The following is a 15,297-nucleotide window of genomic DNA, read 5'->3' as shown; positions in this document are numbered from 1 at the left end:
CCTCACACCGTCGGTATTCCCTTCTCCGCACAGGATGCAGACACGACTTCGGCGTCGATTGTCTTGATCCCCCGCGGCAGGGCTGGCGAGATGGTGTAAACAGCATCCGCCGTCCACACGCCAGCCTCTTCGTCCACATTTGTGCGCAAATGACGCGCAAAGCCCCAGCCCCGGATCAACGTGTATCCGGCAGCGGCACATTCGGCATAGTTCGACACGTCCTGCGCGCTCAGCGCATTGGTCATGGACACGTTGAACTGCACCAGATCATCATCCAACAGCGTCGTCTCCACCCCGCGATAATCGGGGATGAACTGCTCGGCCGTTGGGACCGGGTCACAGGCGGCCAAAGGCACGCAGCTTATGAGCCAAGCGGCCTTCATTCAGCGGCCATCGCCTCGGTCTTGCGCGCCTTGGCGTTGGCGCTCAGCTCTGCCATCAGCTGGCTGGCCCGTGCAATCGGGTTGGTCAGGTAGAAATCGGTCACGTTGGAGGCCAGCGTGCCGCCTTCCATCGTGCCCATCTCCAGCGTCTCACCGCTGTTTTCGGCCACCACGTCGATGTCACCCAAATGCGGATGCGCCGCCACAATCGCCTGACGCAGCGCGCCGATGCTGTCATAGGGCAGTTTCGCATCCATCTCGCCCGACAAAGCGCGCAGGATGGCCCAGTTTTCCTTGGCATCACCGGGGGCAAAGCTGGCGCGGGCCGCCAGTTGCGGACGCCCTTCGGTGTTCACGAACAGGCCCGGCTCTTCGGTATAGGCGGCACCGGGCAGGATCACGTCAGCGCGGTGTGCGCCGCGATCCCCGTGGCTGCCCTGATAGATCACGAACGCGCCGTCCGCGATTTCGATCTCGTCCGCGCCGAGGTTATAGATCACGTCCGCCCCGTCCACGGCGGCCATGGCGTCGGGGTTCGTGGCCCCCACATCCATCGCGCCCACGCGTGCCGCCGCGGTGTGCAGCACCAAGAGGCCCGATTTCGTGCTTTCCGCCAGCGCTTGTGCTGCGGCCAGAACCGCCGCACCGTCGCCGCGCGTCAATGCGCCCTGACCCACGATGATCGCCGACGGCTTTTCCTGCACTGCACTGTGATCGCGCTTGAGCAGCTCGTTCATCACGGAAGGCTCTGTGCCGATGTGGTTCGCCTCATAGGTCAGGTCGACCATCTCGCCGATCACACCAACGCTGGCGCCCCGCGCCCACGCCTTGCGGATGCGCGCGTTCAACACGGGCGCCTCAACGCGCGGGTTGGTGCCGATCAGCATGATCGCTTCGGCCTCATCAATATCTTCGATCGTGGCAGTGCCGACATAGGCCGCGCGGTTGCCGCTGGGCAGTTTCGCACCATCGGTGCGGCACTCGACAATACCGCCCTGCCCTTCGATCAACTGTTTCAGCGCGAATGTCGCCTCAACCGGCGCCAGATCACCCACGAGACCCGCCAGTTTGCTGGCCCCTTTGATCGCTTCTGCGGCCCTGCCCAAGGCTTCGGGCCATGTGGCGGGGCGCAGTTTGCCGTTCTCACGGATATAGGGCTTGTCCAGACGCTGACGGCGCAGCCCGTCCCAGACAAAGCGCGTCTTGTCCGAAATCCATTCCTCGTTGGTGCCATCGTGGTTCAGCGGCAGGAACCGCATCACTTCGCGGCCCTTGGTGTCCACGCGGATCGACGACCCCAGCGCGTCCATCACGTCCACGCTCTCGGTCTTGGTCAGTTCCCAAGGACGGGCGGTGAACGCATAGGGCTTCGACACCAGCGCGCCCACGGGGCACAGATCGATGATGTTGCCCTGAAGGTTCGATTCGAGCGTCTCGCCCAGATAGGACGTGATTTCCGCATCCTCACCACGGCCCGTCTGGCCCATCTGCGTGATGCCCGCCACCTCGGTGGTGAACCGCACACAACGGGTGCAGGAAATGCAGCGCGTCATATGTGTTTCGACCAGCGGACCGAGGTCCAGGTCATCCGTCGCGCGCTTGGCCTCGCGGAACCGGCTGAAGTCGACGCCGTAAGCCATCGCCTGATCCTGCAAATCGCACTCGCCCCCCTGATCGCAAATCGGGCAATCCAGCGGGTGGTTGATCAGCAGAAACTCCATCACCCCCTCGCGGGCCTTCTTGACCATGGGGCTGTTGGTTTTCACGACAGGCGGCTGGCCTTCGGGACCGGGGCGCAGATCCTTGACCTGCATCGCGCATGACGCGGCAGGCTTGGGCGGGCCACCCACAACCTCGACCAGACACATCCGGCAGTTCCCCGCAATCGACAGACGCTCGTGATAACAGAACCGCGGGATCTCGATCCCCGCCTCTTCGCAGGCCTGGATCAGGGTCATTGCCCCATCCACTTCGATCTCGTTACCGTCGATGATGACTTTGCGGAGGTTGCTCATACGTCAGTTCATCCTCAATAGGGCGCCGATCTGGCTGCCTTTTTCAATCTCAACACGGCCAAGGTCGCAATAGCTGGCCGCCTGGCCCTGTGCCACTCCGCCTTGCCGCAAATAAGCGTCTCGCGCACCTTTCAGCCGTGCCTTCTCAGCATCCGACTTGCGATAGGCGTCGATCTCCGCGTTGGAATACCCCAGATCGCGTGCACGGGACTTTAACGACAAAACGGTGCGATAGGCCTTGGCCAGACGGCCCGATATATCCGGACAGTTCGTCCGAATCTCATCCGCAATCCCGACAGCCAAAATCGTACCGTCAATTTCCGGCACCTCCCGCAAAGGAGGCTTCGCCGAGGCTATCCCGGCAGTCAGGCTAAGGATCAGGGCCATAATCATTGCGCGCATCTTTATTTCTCCACATGTCGCGTCAGGTCAACGCAAGGTGGGAAAGCAGTGTTGTGCTATGCAATAACATGGGCTGACACAACCCGTTAGCACACAAAATGTCGCCATTTCGCGAGGCGACGTCACTGCGGCGCACAGGCACCGCGCAACAACAGCTTGTCACCCGAAATCGTTAACCGCCCGTCTTCCGCATCCGGCCCGTTCACCCAGTCGATAGTCGACGTGCCGAACTGCGCAATGCAATACCGGATCGCTTCATACCGTCCCGCCTCGCGCGCACCGTCCAGCGATGCCGACACAGGCGTCACCGACACCTCAAACTGGTCGCGCTGTTTGTCCACTTTCTTGGCCGTCGACCGGAAAAACACGCCGTCAAAAGCCACCCGGTCCGCACGCCGCTCGGCACAGGCCGACAAAAGCAATGCAGCGATCAAAAGCACTCCGGTCAACAACGCGGGGCGCATATCCATCAGGGTTCGGGTCTTGGTCACGGGTCGTCTCCTCCGCCGGTGGCAATCTCACGGGCGGACGTGGTCCCACCCAAAGGCGTGATCCGTATTGCCATGGTTTTCAAGATGATGAAAGCGTTCCATCGCCTCCCCGACCGTGGGGATGTGCCCCTCGGCCACCCACCACATCACCAGCCGCGTGCCCTGTTGGTCCAGATCGTACCACTCCGCCTTGCGGTCATAGAACTGCTTGTGCACCGTTTGAAACACGAAATGCCGGAAACTGTCGACATCCGCCCAGACGGACAAAGTGGACGCCGTCCGCGGATTGCCCCCAAGCGGCCCGCCCGCTTCAAGCTGCGCGGCCTCCATATCCTCGTTTTCCATATGCCAGACATAGCCAGGACAGCGCCGCGCGATGTCATAGACCCGGTCAAGGTTGTCCCGAAAATCCGCAACACGCGGGTCTTCCCAGTCGTATTTGAGAGTGCCTATGTTGAACTCAGCGAGGTGCATTTTGACTAAAAAAACCCTCGACTTCGACAACCGTGCTGAACCTCTACTGCCCCATCCTCTCGCCAGATCACGCGCGGCTAAATTTCGGTTGGCCGCGATACTTCTCGACAAAATGAATTGGCGACATCACGCACAGCTGCCTCTTCGCCGCATTGTATAGGAGTGCCGTCGGATTTCTTCACGATGATAGTGGCTCGACGCACACTCGGAAGCGTAAGAATGACATTCTCTCGAGCGGTGGGCTGAACACAAGGTGTGTCGTGCATTGGTCCAGTGTAGTTGATGAAAAAGAGGTCGTACCTCTCACTCCCAACACGCTGCCCTTGCTGCGCAAGGACCACATCATTTTCGGCAGGGGTGCATGCAGCTAGAAAAGCAAGTGCGATGCAAGCGCAGTATTTCACTCCGCCGCGATCCGCTTGCCCGCAATCCGATCCTCGATCTCATCCCGGAAGTTCCGGATCAAACCCTGGATCGGCCAGGCCGCCGCATCGCCCAACGCACAGATCGTGTGCCCTTCAACCTGCTTGGTCACATCCAGCAGCATGTCGATCTCTTCGACCTCCGCCTCGCCTTTGACCAGACGGTCCATCACGCGCATCATCCACCCCGTACCCTCACGGCAAGGCGTACACTGTCCGCAGGACTCATGCTTGTAAAACTTGGACAAGCGCCAGATCGCCTTGATGATATCGGTGCTCTGATCCATCACGATCACCGCCGCCGTGCCCAGACCCGACTGCAGATCGTTCCGCAGATAGTCGAAATCCATGGTGGCGTCTTTCATCTTTTCCCCGCGCACGCAGGGAACAGAAGACCCACCGGGGATCACGGCCTTGAGGTTGTCCCAACCGCCGCGAATACCGCCGCAATGCTTTTCGATCAGTTCTTCAAAGCTGATCGACATCGCCTCTTCGACGACACAGGGGTGGTTCACGTGGCCCGAAATGGCAAACAGCTTGGTGCCCGCATTGTTCGGACGGCCAAAGCCCGAGAACCAGGACGCCCCGCGCCGCAGGATCGTCGGCACAACGGCAATCGATTCCACGTTGTTCACAGTCGTCGGGCAGCCATAAAGGCCCGCGCCCGCCGGGAACGGCGGCTTCATCCGGGGCATCCCCTTCTTGCCTTCGAGCGATTCCAGCAATGCGGTTTCTTCGCCGCAGATATAGGCCCCTGCCCCGTGGTGCAGGTAAATCTCGAAATCCCAGCCCGACCCAGCGGCGTTCTTGCCCACCAGCCCTGCGTCATAGGCCTCGTCAATCGCGGCTTGCAGCGCCTCTTTCTCGCGGATGTATTCGCCGCGGATATAGATATAGCAAGCGTTGGCATTCATCGCGAAGGAGGCGATCAGGCACCCTTCGATCAGCGTGTGCGGATCATGGCGCATGATCTCGCGGTCTTTACATGTGCCCGGCTCAGATTCGTCGGCGTTCACAACCAGATAGCTGGGGCGACCGTCGCTTTCCTTGGGCATGAACGACCACTTGAGACCGGTGGGAAAGCCCGCGCCGCCACGTCCGCGCAGCCCGCTGTCCTTCATCTCCTGAACGATCCAGTCGCGGCCCTTCTTGATCAGGTTGCCGGTGCCGTCCCAATGCCCACGCGCCTGCGCGCCCTTCAGCGTGCGGTCGTGCATCCCGTAGATGTTGGTAAAGATACGATCCTTGTCAGCCAGCATGGGTACGTCCTTTTTGTAACACGCGGTAGGGCGCGTGATATCCTTTGCCTTTAGTGGCCCTGCGCGCGCAGGCCTAGTTGTCTCGGCTCTTTTGCCAAATCCTGACGGCCACCACCAGTGCCCAAATGAACGCAGCCAGTGCGAAAAGCAGCAGAAGTATCTCAAACCGGCGCGGCAGACCCAAACCTGTCACGATCACCGGTGAAAATATAGATAACAAAGCGGCCCCCGCAATGACGAGGGCCGCGATACGGCCCTGCCGGGCCAGCTTTGGATCAAGCTGATCTGCCATGCGTTAGTAAACGCCGCCTTTTTTGACCTTGCTCGAGAACTCGGTGGTGCCGCCTTCGGCCAGGATCTTGGCTTGCGATACCCATTCGTCACGGGTCACGCGGCCTTTGAACCCTTCGAGGTTCTGATCGACCCAAGCCACTTCGTCCGCGCCCCACGAGGCGACCTGGTCAAAGTGATAAAAGCCCATCGAGTGCAGCAGCGCCTCGAGCTTGGGACCAACGCCTTTGATCTGCTTGAGGTTGTCGGGCCCACCCTCGCGGGCCGCGGCCAGCGTCTCGGGCTTGGTGCCCGCGCCTTCCGCTGCGGCGGGCACGGTCTCCTTGGCCTTGGCTTTGGGTTTGGCTTTTGCCTTTGGCTTGGCTTTCGGCGCTTCGGCCTTGGGCTCTGCGGCATCGCCTTCGTATTTCCACTCGCCCTTGCGCGCAGCCAGCTCTTCCTGTCCGGCCAGCGGCTTGGACGCGGTCACGGCAGGTGCCGCGGGTGCTTCGGCCTTTGCTTCGGCGGCTTTCGGTGCTTCGGCTTTCGGTGTCGGCTTCTCGGCCTGTGCCGCCACGGGTGCCGCCGCCGCAGGTTGCGCAGCCGCTGCTTCGGCCGCCTCTGCCGATCGCGCCTCTGCCGCGGCACGCGAGGCATCCGCCCGCGCTGTCGCGTCGTCCTTGTCACCAACGGACGCCGTGCCCGCCGCAGGCAGCGGACGGCACATGATCCAGCTCAACAGCAGCCCGGCCACAGCTGCGACAACCACAGCGGCGAATACGCCCTGCATGAACGTCCAGCCGCCCAGAACCCACAACAGCACTGCGGCCAACACGCCGCCCAGCACCGCAACCAGCCAGCATCCGAGTGCGCAGCTGATCGATCCCTGTTTATTGTCCATCGGTATCCCTCTCCCGTTTTGAGGTTATTACTCTTTATAGATACCGTCTTTTTTCGCACGTTGGGAGAATTCTGTCTCGGTCCCGCTGGCCAGAGCCTGCGCCTGCGTGACCCAATTGTCACGGCTGACACGCCCCTTGAAGCGCACAAGGTGCTGATCAGCCCAGGCAACTTCCTCTGGCGTCCACGACGCGAGCTGGTCGAAATGGTAGACGCCCGCCGCGTTCAGTTCCTTTTCCAGACCCGGCCCGATGCCCTTGATCATCTTCAAATCATCGGCGCCACCGGCGCGGGCCTCGGTCAGCAATGCAGGCTTTGTCCCCGCGGGGACAGCCGTATCCGTTTGTTTTGCCTCATCCTTTTTCTCGGCCGCAGGGGCGGAGCGCTTGGGCTTGGCCTTGGACTTCGACTCTTTGGGCGGGGCCTTGGACACGGGCGCAGATGCAGGCGCGTCATTGGCATTGCTCGGCTCGGGCGAGGCATTCGCCTTGCCCCACGGGGCGAGCAGCGGCACTTCGGTGCCGTCGATCCGCTTGACCGTGTCGCCGATATCCGTCGCCAGCTGGACAGAGGCGTTGTACTTGGTGTGGCCGCTGTCGAAATCCTTGAGCGAGGTCAGACCGCTGAGCGGCTCGGCGGCGTAGCGCCCGTTCTGAGGGCCCGGCGTGGGCACCTGGCCGGCAGCCAGCTCATCAATGATCTCGCCCATGCGCGCCGCCGTCAGATCCTCGTAATAATCCTTGCCGATCTGCGCCATGGGCGCGTTGGCGCAGGAGCCGAGGCATTCGACCTCTTCCCACGAGAACTTGCCATCGTCCGACAGCTGATGCGCTTTGGCTGCGATCTTGTCCTTGCACACGGCCACGAGATCCTCGGCACCACAGATCATGCAGGACGTGGTACCGCAAACCTGAATATGGGCAACGGAACCAACAGGTTGCAACTGGAACATGAAGTAGAAAGAGGCGACTTCGAGACCCCGGATATAAGCCAGGCCCAGCATGTCGGACACATGTTCAATCGCCGGACGGGTCAGCCACCCCTCTTGCTCTTGCGCGCGCCACAACAGCGGGATGATGGCAGAGGCCTGACGACCTTCGGGGTATTTGGTGATCTGCGCTTCGGCCCAGGCCTGATTGTCCGGGGTGAAGGCAAAGCTGTCGGGTTGTTCGGCGTGGAGACGGCGGAGCATCAGTTACCCACCTTTCGTTGACTGTAGAAAAAGAGTGCAAAAAGGGCGCATATCAGCCCCGTGACGGCATGGCGGGTCGGCGCGATGTTCCAGTAGATAACGGTATCGACAAGCGCCAAAAAGGTGAACCCAATCAACAGGGCCGTGGTTACGATACTGTCTTTGTAGAGAAGTGCGGCAACGAGCAAAGCGCCGAACAGTGCGTAGCGCCCTCCCATCACCAAGGGCAGTTGGTCAACCGTATGATCCGCCGCAGCGAGCGCGGCCACCGGTTGCACGAAATACCAGAACCCATAGGCAACAAATGCGACACCTACGGCGATCCCGAATATGTTGACGGCCCTTTGCATCTGGTGTCAGCGGTCGATTTCGCCGAACACCACGTCCATCGTGCCGATGATGGCTGCGACGTCGGCCAGTTGGTGGCCGGTCGAGATGTGGTCCATCGCTTGCAGGTGCAAGAACCCCGGTGCGCGGATCTTGCAGCGGTAGGGTTTGTTGGACCCGTCCGCGACGAGGTAGACGCCGAACTCGCCCTTGGGGGCCTCGACCGCGCAGTAGACCTCGCCCTCGGGGACGTGGAAGCCTTCGGTATAGAGTTTGAAGTGGTGGATCAGCGATTCCATCGACGTTTTCATGTCGGTGCGCGACGGCGGTGTGATCTTGCCACGGGCCAGCACGTCGCCAGTGGCTTCGCGCAGTTTGGCGATGGCCTGTTTGATGATCGACACCGACTGGCGCATCTCTTCCATCCGGCACAGGTAGCGGTCGTAGCAATCGCCATTCTTGCCCACCGGGATTTGGAAGTCGAATTCGTCATAACATTCATAGGGTTGCGCACGGCGCAAATCCCATGCGAGGCCACTGCCCCGTACCATGACACCGGAAAAGCCGTATTTCTGAATGTCATCTTCGGTCACGACGCCGATGTCGACGTTGCGCTGTTTGAAGATACGGTTTTCAGTCAGCAGACCGTCAATGTCGCTGAGCAGGTCGGGGAACTCATGTGCCCATTGCTCGATGTCATCGATCAGGTCGTCGGGCAGGTCCTGATGCACACCGCCGGGCCGGAAGTAGGCCGCGTGCAGGCGCGCGCCGCAGGCCCGCTCGTAAAAGATCATCAGCTTTTCACGCTCTTCAAAGCCCCAGAGCGGCGGTGTCAGCGCGCCCACGTCGAGGGCCTGTGTCGTGACGTTCAGCAGGTGGTTGAGCACGCGCCCGATCTCGGAATAGAGCACACGGATCAGGGACGCGCGGCGCGGCACCTCGACGCCCGTCAGCTTTTCGATGGCGAGACACCAGGCGTGTTCCTGGTTCATCGGCGCCACATAGTCGAGCCGGTCGAAATAGGGCAGGTTTTGAAGGTACGTCCGGCTTTCCATCAGCTTTTCGGTGCCGCGGTGCAGAAGGCCGATATGCGGGTCGCAGCGTTCCACGACTTCACCATCCAGCTCGAGCACCAGACGCAGCACGCCGTGCGCCGCCGGGTGTTGCGGGCCGAAGTTGATGTTGAAATTGCGGATCTTCTGCTCGCCCGTCAGAGCGTCGTCGAAATTGGAGCCATCCATCATGTCATCACCATGCTTTCCGCGATGTGCCGGCACCTGAGACTGCGCCTGCGTGTATGTGCTTTTACGACCTTATATTGAGGACGCAAGGGGCGTACCAGTGTTACGTGGTCGCGGACCCGCCGGAAAATGCAGCGGATCGTGCCAAAGCCGGTCAGCGGCGTTCCAGTTCCTGGAGTTTGATCGCCATAAACCAGAGCAGACCGAGTGTGCCGATCGGAACGATGGCGGCCAGAGCCCAGTATTTGTTGATGCCGAAGTGGGGCAGCAATTTGAACAGTGGAATGACACTGAGTGCGGCGATGATCAGCCAGTAGATCGACATTTATCCGTAAACCTCCATTGCGTTTTGCCATGCGGCGGGCATGCGGCCCATGTGTTCTGCCACGGCGTCGTATTGCCGTGCCAGCCGTTGATACAGTGCGCGCCCAAGATCGCGGGGCAGATCGGCTGCGTGTCCGGCGTTGACGGGTGCCGGTGCGGTGGCGGCGTGGGGCGCGATGCCCAGAAACGCGCACAGACGATCCAGACCACTGTCAAAGAGGTCTTCGTAGAAGTCGAGATGTACATGTGCGGCGGATGCGATGTGGGACAGATTGTCGAGGGTCATCGCGTAGTCGGCGCGCAGGTCATAGGCGGGCATCTCACCGTTCAGGGCGGATGTGACAACGGAAATGGCGTGATCGACTTCGGACCCCGGCGACTGTTTGCGACCCCGCATCCGGGCGGCCGACCAAAAGCGGTCAATGGGATCGCGCATCACAAAGATCAGCCGCACGCGGTCCGACATTTCATAGAGCGTGCGCAGGCCGTCGCGGGGCAAAGTGGCATAGGCGGGCGTCACCTCGCCCACGACTTTGGCAGGTGGTCGGTTCAGGTGCAGCAGTGCGAGATAGGCCGCCGTATCGATGGTGGTGTGTTCAGTCAGCGCGGCCCATGCCTCGACCTCGGCGGCAAAGTCGTCGAGCGGGACACCGGCGATCATGGACGCCCCGTTTGATCTGGCGCGCGCGATGCTGGTGCGTTTGCGAGCCACGAGGAACCGGTCACGCTCTGCGCGGCCCGGTTCGAATTTGTTGAAGTAGTGCAGGCCTTTGACCCTGGTCATGGCGCAGTCGGGGTGATGCGCCAGCGCGCTGTGCAACCATGAGGTCGCGGCCTTTTGCGCGCCGATGCCTATTGCGATGAGCGGCTCTGTCACGTGTGCCCTACCGCGCGGTGCGGCACGGGGTCAGTCCTTTTTCTCGTCACCGGGCAGGATGTATTCGGCCCCTTCCCACGGCGACATGAAATCGAACTGGCGGTATTCCTGCACCAGGCTAACCGGTTCATAGACCACGCGTTTTTCGACCTCGTCATAGCGGACTTCGGTGTAGCCGGTCGTTGGAAAGTCCTTGCGCAGCGGGTGGCCGCGGAAGCCGTAGTCGGTGAGAATGCGGCGCAGGTCCGGATGGCCCGAAAACAGGATGCCGAACATGTCGAACACTTCGCGCTCGAACCAATTGGCCGAAGGGTGCACATCGACAATCGACGGCACCATCTGATCCTCGCGGATGGACACGCGCAGACGGATGCGGTGGTTCTGGTACATCGACAGGAAGTGGTAGACGACGTCGAACCGCTTGGACCGGCCCGGATAATCGACGCCGGTGATGTCGACCAACGTCGAAAAGCGTGTCGTCGAATCGGTGGTCAGAAACTCGGCCAGTCCCGCAATATTTGCAGGCGCCACATCGACGTTCAGTTCACCATGGGTGACGTCCCAGCCCAGCACACAGTCTGGGCGCTTGGCTTCGATATAGGTGCCAAGTTCGTTCAGGGCTTCGGTCATGGCGTCCTCTTAGCGTACGATGGTGCCGGTGCGGCGCATTTTGCGCTGCAACTGCATGATGCCGTAAAGCAGCGCCTCGGCCGTGGGCGGGCAGCCGGGCACGTAGACGTCGACGGGCACGATCCGGTCGCAGCCGCGCACGACGGAGTAGCTGTAATGATAGTACCCACCACCATTGGCGCAGGAGCCCATGGAGATCACGTAACGCGGCTCGGGCATCTGGTCGTAGACCTTGCGCAGGGCGGGTGCCATTTTGTTGGTCAACGTCCCGGCCACGATCATCAGGTCGGACTGGCGCGGGGACGCGCGGGGTGCTGTGCCGAACCGTTCGAGGTCATAGCGCGGCATGGACGTGTGCATCATCTCGACCGCACAGCAGGCCAGACCAAAGGTCATCCAGTGCAGCGAGCCGGTGCGCGCCCAGTTGATCAGATCGTCCGTGGACGTGAGCAGAAAACCCTTGTCCTGCAATTCGGCATTGAGCGCCTGTGTCGCGTGATCCTTGTCGCCGCCTGCATAGGCGGGACCCGCTGTGTCGGTCATTGCCATTCCAGCGCCCCTTTCTTCCACTCGTAGGCGAACCCGATGGTCAGGACCCCGAGGAAGACCATCATCGACCAGAAGCCCACCATGCTGATGTCCTTGAACGCGACGGCCCATGGGAACAGAAAGGCGATTTCCAGATCGAAGATGATGAACAGAATCGACACCAGATAGAACCGGACGTCGAATTTCATCCGCGCATCGTCAAAGGCGTTGAACCCGCATTCATATGCGGACACCTTTTCAGGGTCGGGGTTACGAACGGCAAGCACGACCGCAGCAAGCAACAGCACAAGGCCAAGCCCGATCGCGACGGCAAGAAACACGAGAATGGGGAGATACTCCCGCAACATCTCTTCCACGTTTGGCTCCTTTTCTTGGCCCGGGAATGCTCGCGCCAGGTCAAGTGGCAATATTGACTGGGAAACGGTTTACGCGCGCCCACCGGCAGGGTCAATAAAGGCAACGCCCGAAGTCACGGAAAAGAACGGGTGATTTCGACGCAGTTTTGCGCCAACCGCTCAGACGCGCCGCCATTCCGCCAGTGTCAGCCCATTTTCAACCCGCGACAGGTTCACATGCAGGGCGTTCACATCGCGTCCGGGCAGATCAAGGACAATCTCACCGGTGTCGCGTCCCTTTTCAGCCAGTTGTTGCGCCGCCTTGGGCAGAGCCAGCAACTCTTGATAGCTGAGATGCAGATCGGTGCGCAGCGCAGAATTTGCAAAAACCAGTTCACCGGCGTCGTTGTGAACCGTCATTGCCTGACCGCGCAGTTCGGCCAGCGTCGTCAGGATTGCATCATTTTCCGCCAGTGCCGCACTGAGCGCCTTTTGCTCATAACGCAGCACATGGCGTTCGATCTTGCTTTCGACCAGGTCAGCGAGGGCTTCGAGATAGGTTTGTTCGGCCTCTTGCCAGATGCGCGATTCCTTGGATATCGCGCAGAGCGCCCCCACCACTGTCCCGTTTTCAAGGCGCAGCGGTACGCCAAGATACGCACCAATATCCAACGCTTGCACCGTGGGCGTGCCGGACAAGACCGGATCGGCCCGGATGTCGGCAACCCTCAGGGGCTTTCCGCTTTCCATGGTGTGCGCGCACACGGCGTCGGAAATAGGGACCGAGCGGTCCGCGGTTTGCACCGTGCGTTTGGAGTGGCCCAGAGCAAAAAATGCGTCATCATGTACAACGCTGATGAGGCTTGTCTCGCAGTTCAAGCGCGCCGCCACGGACTGCGCCAGCGCATCGAACTCTGCCAAGTTACTGAATTCTATGGAATGCAAGGCCATGCGCGCGCGGGAAACCTGTTTAGGTCTTGGGTGACCCAAGAGTGTCAAATGTTAACGACCCCGAAAGTAACGCATTTACACGGTTTCTCAAAACATTCTTAGCGGCGACCTCAGAACAGGTCGCCGCCAAGGTTTCGCAATCAGATACGCGCTGGCGATCCCGCGCGGCACACAACGGTTCAGAGCAGGATGATGTCTGACCCGCCTGCGCCGCGACGCAGCGCGTGCACATCTGCCAGTGTCGGATCGTTGATCCATGCCTCGGCGGCGCTGCGGTCGGGAAACTGCACAATTGCGATGGCGTCCGGCAACACCGGGCTGCCTTCGAGCGTTTTGAGATCCGCGGACGCCTGGACAACCGATCCACCGTGCACCGCAAGGGCGTCTGCGGCCTTTTCGCGGTATTTGGCGAGGCTGTCGGGGTTGCTGACACGCAGTGAGACAACGATATGAGTGGTCATTGAGGCTTCCTTTTCCTGATGATGGACGGAGCATAGCGGTGGCTGGATCGTTCGGAAATTAATGATATGATGGCCCCTCTTGTGCAAAAACGATCAGGGGCAGGCTGTGGCGATCAAGGATATGGATTGGGGCGATCTGCGATATGTGCTGGAGACGGTGCGGCATAGCGGGTTGAGCGGTGCCGCGCGGGCCTTGGGCGTCAATCACGCGACCGTTGCGCGCCGGATTGCAGCGGCGGAGGCGACGTTGGGTGTGTCGCTGTTTGATCGGCGGCCCACGGGATATGTGCCAACCGAGGCCGGTCTGGATGCCGCGCGCACGGCGGAAGCGTTTGAAGCGCACGGTGCGACCCTCAGCCGCGCAATCGCGGCGCGGGATGCGTCAGTCAGCGGGCCGTTGACCGTCACGGCACCGGCGCTGATGATCCAAACGGTTCTGGCACCGATCCTGGGCGCGTTTGTTGCGCAGTATCCCGAAGTTGAGCTGACCGTTCTGGGTGCGAACGCGCCGCTCAACCTTGCGCACCGCGAGGCGGACGTGGCGATCCGCATTTCGGACACGCCGGACCCAGATCTGGTGGGTCGGCGCGTGGCCGCGCAGTCATCCGCCGTTTATGCCAGCCACAGCGTGCTGGAGACATTGGCCGCCGATCCGGAAAAAGAGCTTAGCTGGTTGCGTTTCTTGCATTGGGAGCCGCCGAACAAGGCCGTGCGCGCAGCCTATCCGAACACGCGGGTGGTGATGCATCTGGACGATATGGTGGCCATGATCGGTGCGGTGCGCGCCGGGTTGGGCGCGACGCGGATGGCCTGTTTTCTGGGCGACACCGATCCGCTCTTGGGGCGGGTGCCGGGCCTGCCGCTCTTTCCCTACCCGTCTGTCTGGGTGCTGACCCACGCCGATCTCAAGAACGTGCCGCGCATCGCGACCTTTACGCGTTTTGTGTCGGATGCCTTGCGCCGCCAGCGCGGTGCCTTTGTCGGCGAGGCGTCGCAGGGTCAGGAGTGATCATGGACCCAGGGCGCGGGGCGTTTGTCGAAAAAGGCGCTGATGCCGTCCCGTGCCTCATCGGTTTCCCAGCGCGCTTTGAGTGCGTCGATGGTCATTGCGATTGTGTCTGCGTCAATGCGCGGCCCCAACGCGCGGGCCAATGCCTTGGCCGATGCCACCGCACCGGGGGCGCAGGCGAGATAGGGAGTGACTTCGGCCTCGATTGCGGAGGCAAGGTCGGATGCAGGCACCGCGCGGGCCAACAGCCCCAGTCGCACCGCCTCTGTGGCGTCAAAGAGGCGTGATGACATAAAGACCTGACGCGCCCGCCCTTCGCCCATGCGGGCCAGGACATAGGGCCCAATGGTCGCGGGGATGATGCCAAGGCGCGTTTCGGTCAGCCCCATTTTGAGATGATCGACTCCGATGGCAATGTCGCAGACGCAAGCCATCCCCACTCCGCCGCCAAAGGCGTTGCCCTGTACCGCGCCGATCAGCGGTTTGGGCAAGGTGTTCAACGCCTGCAGCATATGCGCGAGCTTGCCCGCCTCGCGGGCGCGCGTGTCGGCGTCGGCCTGCATCTGTTCGCGCATCCAGGCCAGGTCCCCCCCGGCGCAAAAGCTTTTGCCCGCCCCCGTCAGCACCACCACGCGCACAGCATCGTCGCGGCCCAGCGCATCCGCCGCCTGCGTCAACTCTGCGAGCATTTGCGCACTGAGCGCGTTGTGTTTGTCGGGCCGCGCAAGGGTCAGTGTCGCGACACCGCGCGCGTCCGTTTCGATGGTGATGGTCTCGGGCATAAT

The 15,297-nt window shown here is 61.4% G+C and carries 20 protein-coding genes; 1 reads left to right on the top strand and 19 read right to left on the bottom strand.

The annotated features are described in order from the left end of the window. Positions 1 to 2 precede the first annotated feature (2 nt). The 18 genes from Q0936_RS05310 to Q0936_RS05225 all read right to left on the bottom strand — a co-directional run bounded on the left by Q0936_RS05310 (position 3) and on the right by Q0936_RS05225 (position 13,503). A complete protein-coding gene (locus tag Q0936_RS05310) occupies positions 3 to 383 on the bottom strand; it encodes a hypothetical protein (RefSeq protein ID WP_299140573.1) in 381 nt (126 codons plus the stop codon). Beyond that, positions 380 to 2,398 (bottom strand): NADH-quinone oxidoreductase subunit NuoG, encoded by a 2,019-nt coding sequence (nuoG, locus tag Q0936_RS05305; RefSeq protein ID WP_299296665.1) that lies wholly within the window; start codon positions 2,396 to 2,398, stop codon positions 380 to 382. The genes Q0936_RS05310 and nuoG overlap by 4 nt, the downstream gene beginning before the upstream one ends. A 3-nt stretch (positions 2,399 to 2,401) precedes the next feature. Then, on the bottom strand, positions 2,402 to 2,800 hold the full coding sequence (locus Q0936_RS05300) for a DUF5333 domain-containing protein (RefSeq protein WP_299296664.1): 399 nt from the start codon (positions 2,798 to 2,800) through the stop codon (positions 2,402 to 2,404). A 122-nt stretch (positions 2,801 to 2,922) separates the two neighbouring features. Continuing rightward, a complete protein-coding gene (locus Q0936_RS05295; RefSeq protein WP_299296663.1) occupies positions 2,923 to 3,291 on the bottom strand; it encodes a hypothetical protein in 369 nt (122 codons plus the stop codon). A gap of 27 nt (positions 3,292 to 3,318) precedes the next feature. Next, positions 3,319 to 3,765 (bottom strand): DUF3291 domain-containing protein, encoded by a 447-nt coding sequence (locus Q0936_RS05290; protein WP_299296662.1) that lies wholly within the window; start codon positions 3,763 to 3,765, stop codon positions 3,319 to 3,321. 400 nt (positions 3,766 to 4,165) lie between these two features. After that, on the bottom strand, positions 4,166 to 5,446 hold the full coding sequence (gene nuoF, locus Q0936_RS05285) for an NADH-quinone oxidoreductase subunit NuoF (protein WP_299296661.1): 1,281 nt from the start codon (positions 5,444 to 5,446) through the stop codon (positions 4,166 to 4,168). Positions 5,447 to 5,519: 73 nt separating this feature from the next. After that, positions 5,520 to 5,738: a DUF5337 family protein gene (locus Q0936_RS05280; protein WP_299140557.1), complete on the bottom strand. Its 219-nt coding sequence runs from the start codon at positions 5,736 to 5,738 to the stop codon at positions 5,520 to 5,522. A 3-nt stretch (positions 5,739 to 5,741) separates the two neighbouring features. Then, positions 5,742 to 6,617, bottom strand: coding sequence for an endonuclease (locus tag Q0936_RS05275; protein WP_299296660.1), 876 nt, complete (start codon positions 6,615 to 6,617; stop codon positions 5,742 to 5,744). Positions 6,618 to 6,644: 27 nt separating this feature from the next. Beyond that, positions 6,645 to 7,808, bottom strand: coding sequence for an NADH-quinone oxidoreductase subunit E (locus Q0936_RS05270; protein ID WP_299296659.1), 1,164 nt, complete (start codon positions 7,806 to 7,808; stop codon positions 6,645 to 6,647). Further along, a complete protein-coding gene (locus Q0936_RS05265; RefSeq protein WP_299296658.1) occupies positions 7,808 to 8,158 on the bottom strand; it encodes a hypothetical protein in 351 nt (116 codons plus the stop codon). Before Q0936_RS05265 ends, Q0936_RS05270 begins: the two co-directional genes overlap by 1 nt. A 6-nt stretch (positions 8,159 to 8,164) precedes the next feature. Continuing rightward, positions 8,165 to 9,376: an NADH-quinone oxidoreductase subunit D gene (locus tag Q0936_RS05260; RefSeq protein ID WP_299296735.1), complete on the bottom strand. Its 1,212-nt coding sequence runs from the start codon at positions 9,374 to 9,376 to the stop codon at positions 8,165 to 8,167. 154 nt (positions 9,377 to 9,530) lie between these two features. Continuing rightward, complete coding sequence (locus Q0936_RS05255; protein ID WP_299140551.1) at positions 9,531 to 9,701, bottom strand: hypothetical protein; 171 nt, start codon at positions 9,699 to 9,701, stop codon at positions 9,531 to 9,533. Next, positions 9,702 to 10,577, bottom strand: coding sequence for a sulfotransferase (locus Q0936_RS05250; protein WP_299296657.1), 876 nt, complete (start codon positions 10,575 to 10,577; stop codon positions 9,702 to 9,704). A gap of 30 nt (positions 10,578 to 10,607) precedes the next feature. Next, complete coding sequence (locus tag Q0936_RS05245; RefSeq protein ID WP_299140547.1) at positions 10,608 to 11,207, bottom strand: NADH-quinone oxidoreductase subunit C; 600 nt, start codon at positions 11,205 to 11,207, stop codon at positions 10,608 to 10,610. A gap of 9 nt (positions 11,208 to 11,216) precedes the next feature. Beyond that, a complete protein-coding gene (locus Q0936_RS05240; RefSeq protein ID WP_299296733.1) occupies positions 11,217 to 11,750 on the bottom strand; it encodes an NADH-quinone oxidoreductase subunit B family protein in 534 nt (177 codons plus the stop codon). Then, positions 11,747 to 12,112 carry an NADH-quinone oxidoreductase subunit A gene (locus tag Q0936_RS05235; protein ID WP_299140543.1) on the bottom strand — a complete coding sequence of 122 codons (366 nt, stop codon included), beginning with the start codon at positions 12,110 to 12,112 and terminating at the stop codon, positions 11,747 to 11,749. The genes Q0936_RS05240 and Q0936_RS05235 overlap by 4 nt, the downstream gene beginning before the upstream one ends. Before the next feature lie 159 nt (positions 12,113 to 12,271). Next, entirely contained in the window at positions 12,272 to 13,012 is a 741-nt protein-coding gene (locus tag Q0936_RS05230) for a GAF domain-containing protein (protein ID WP_299296656.1), read from the bottom strand. Positions 13,013 to 13,221: 209 nt separating this feature from the next. Further along, the gene (locus Q0936_RS05225; protein ID WP_299296655.1) at positions 13,222 to 13,503 is read right to left on the bottom strand and encodes a DUF1330 domain-containing protein; all 282 of its coding nucleotides are present in this window, start codon (positions 13,501 to 13,503) and stop codon (positions 13,222 to 13,224) included. 106 nt (positions 13,504 to 13,609) lie between these two features. On the opposite strand from Q0936_RS05225, the gene Q0936_RS05220 reads away from it, so the two are divergent. Beyond that, on the top strand, positions 13,610 to 14,512 hold the full coding sequence (locus Q0936_RS05220) for a LysR family transcriptional regulator (RefSeq protein ID WP_299296654.1): 903 nt from the start codon (positions 13,610 to 13,612) through the stop codon (positions 14,510 to 14,512). Here Q0936_RS05220 and Q0936_RS05215 read toward each other — a convergent pair. After that, positions 14,503 to 15,294: a crotonase/enoyl-CoA hydratase family protein gene (locus Q0936_RS05215; protein WP_299296653.1), complete on the bottom strand. Its 792-nt coding sequence runs from the start codon at positions 15,292 to 15,294 to the stop codon at positions 14,503 to 14,505. The two genes, Q0936_RS05220 and Q0936_RS05215, sit on opposite strands and share 10 nt — an antisense overlap. Positions 15,295 to 15,297 lie beyond the last annotated feature (3 nt).

This window comes from uncultured Tateyamaria sp. (assembly GCF_947488715.1).
Lineage (GTDB): Bacteria > Pseudomonadota > Alphaproteobacteria > Rhodobacterales > Rhodobacteraceae > Tateyamaria.
This window is presented reverse-complemented; position numbering and strand designations above follow the sequence as displayed.

Excerpts from the sequence above, each read along its gene's own strand:
- Q0936_RS05290 (WP_299296662.1), bottom strand. The coding sequence starts at position 3,765 with ATGCACCTCGCTGAGTTCAACATAGGCACTCTCAAATACGACTGGGAA.
- nuoG (WP_299296665.1), bottom strand. The coding sequence starts at position 2,398 with ATGAGCAACCTCCGCAAAGTCATCATCGACGGTAACGAGATCGAAGTG.
- Q0936_RS05265 (WP_299296658.1), bottom strand. The coding sequence starts at position 8,158 with ATGCAAAGGGCCGTCAACATATTCGGGATCGCCGTAGGTGTCGCATTT.
- Q0936_RS05260 (WP_299296735.1), bottom strand. The coding sequence starts at position 9,376 with ATGGATGGCTCCAATTTCGACGACGCTCTGACGGGCGAGCAGAAGATC.
- Q0936_RS05225 (WP_299296655.1), bottom strand. The coding sequence starts at position 13,503 with ATGACCACTCATATCGTTGTCTCACTGCGTGTCAGCAACCCCGACAGC.
- Q0936_RS05245 (WP_299140547.1), bottom strand. The coding sequence starts at position 11,207 with ATGACCGAAGCCCTGAACGAACTTGGCACCTATATCGAAGCCAAGCGC.
- Q0936_RS05310 (WP_299140573.1), bottom strand. The coding sequence starts at position 383 with ATGAAGGCCGCTTGGCTCATAAGCTGCGTGCCTTTGGCCGCCTGTGAC.
- Q0936_RS05300 (WP_299296664.1), bottom strand. The coding sequence starts at position 2,800 with ATGCGCGCAATGATTATGGCCCTGATCCTTAGCCTGACTGCCGGGATA.
- Q0936_RS05270 (WP_299296659.1), bottom strand. The coding sequence starts at position 7,808 with ATGCTCCGCCGTCTCCACGCCGAACAACCCGACAGCTTTGCCTTCACC.
- Q0936_RS05255 (WP_299140551.1), bottom strand. The coding sequence starts at position 9,701 with ATGTCGATCTACTGGCTGATCATCGCCGCACTCAGTGTCATTCCACTG.
- nuoF (WP_299296661.1), bottom strand. The coding sequence starts at position 5,446 with ATGCTGGCTGACAAGGATCGTATCTTTACCAACATCTACGGGATGCAC.
- Q0936_RS05275 (WP_299296660.1), bottom strand. The coding sequence starts at position 6,617 with ATGGACAATAAACAGGGATCGATCAGCTGCGCACTCGGATGCTGGCTG.
- Q0936_RS05215 (WP_299296653.1), bottom strand. The coding sequence starts at position 15,294 with ATGCCCGAGACCATCACCATCGAAACGGACGCGCGCGGTGTCGCGACA.
- Q0936_RS05240 (WP_299296733.1), bottom strand. The coding sequence starts at position 11,750 with ATGACCGACACAGCGGGTCCCGCCTATGCAGGCGGCGACAAGGATCAC.
- Q0936_RS05280 (WP_299140557.1), bottom strand. The coding sequence starts at position 5,738 with ATGGCAGATCAGCTTGATCCAAAGCTGGCCCGGCAGGGCCGTATCGCG.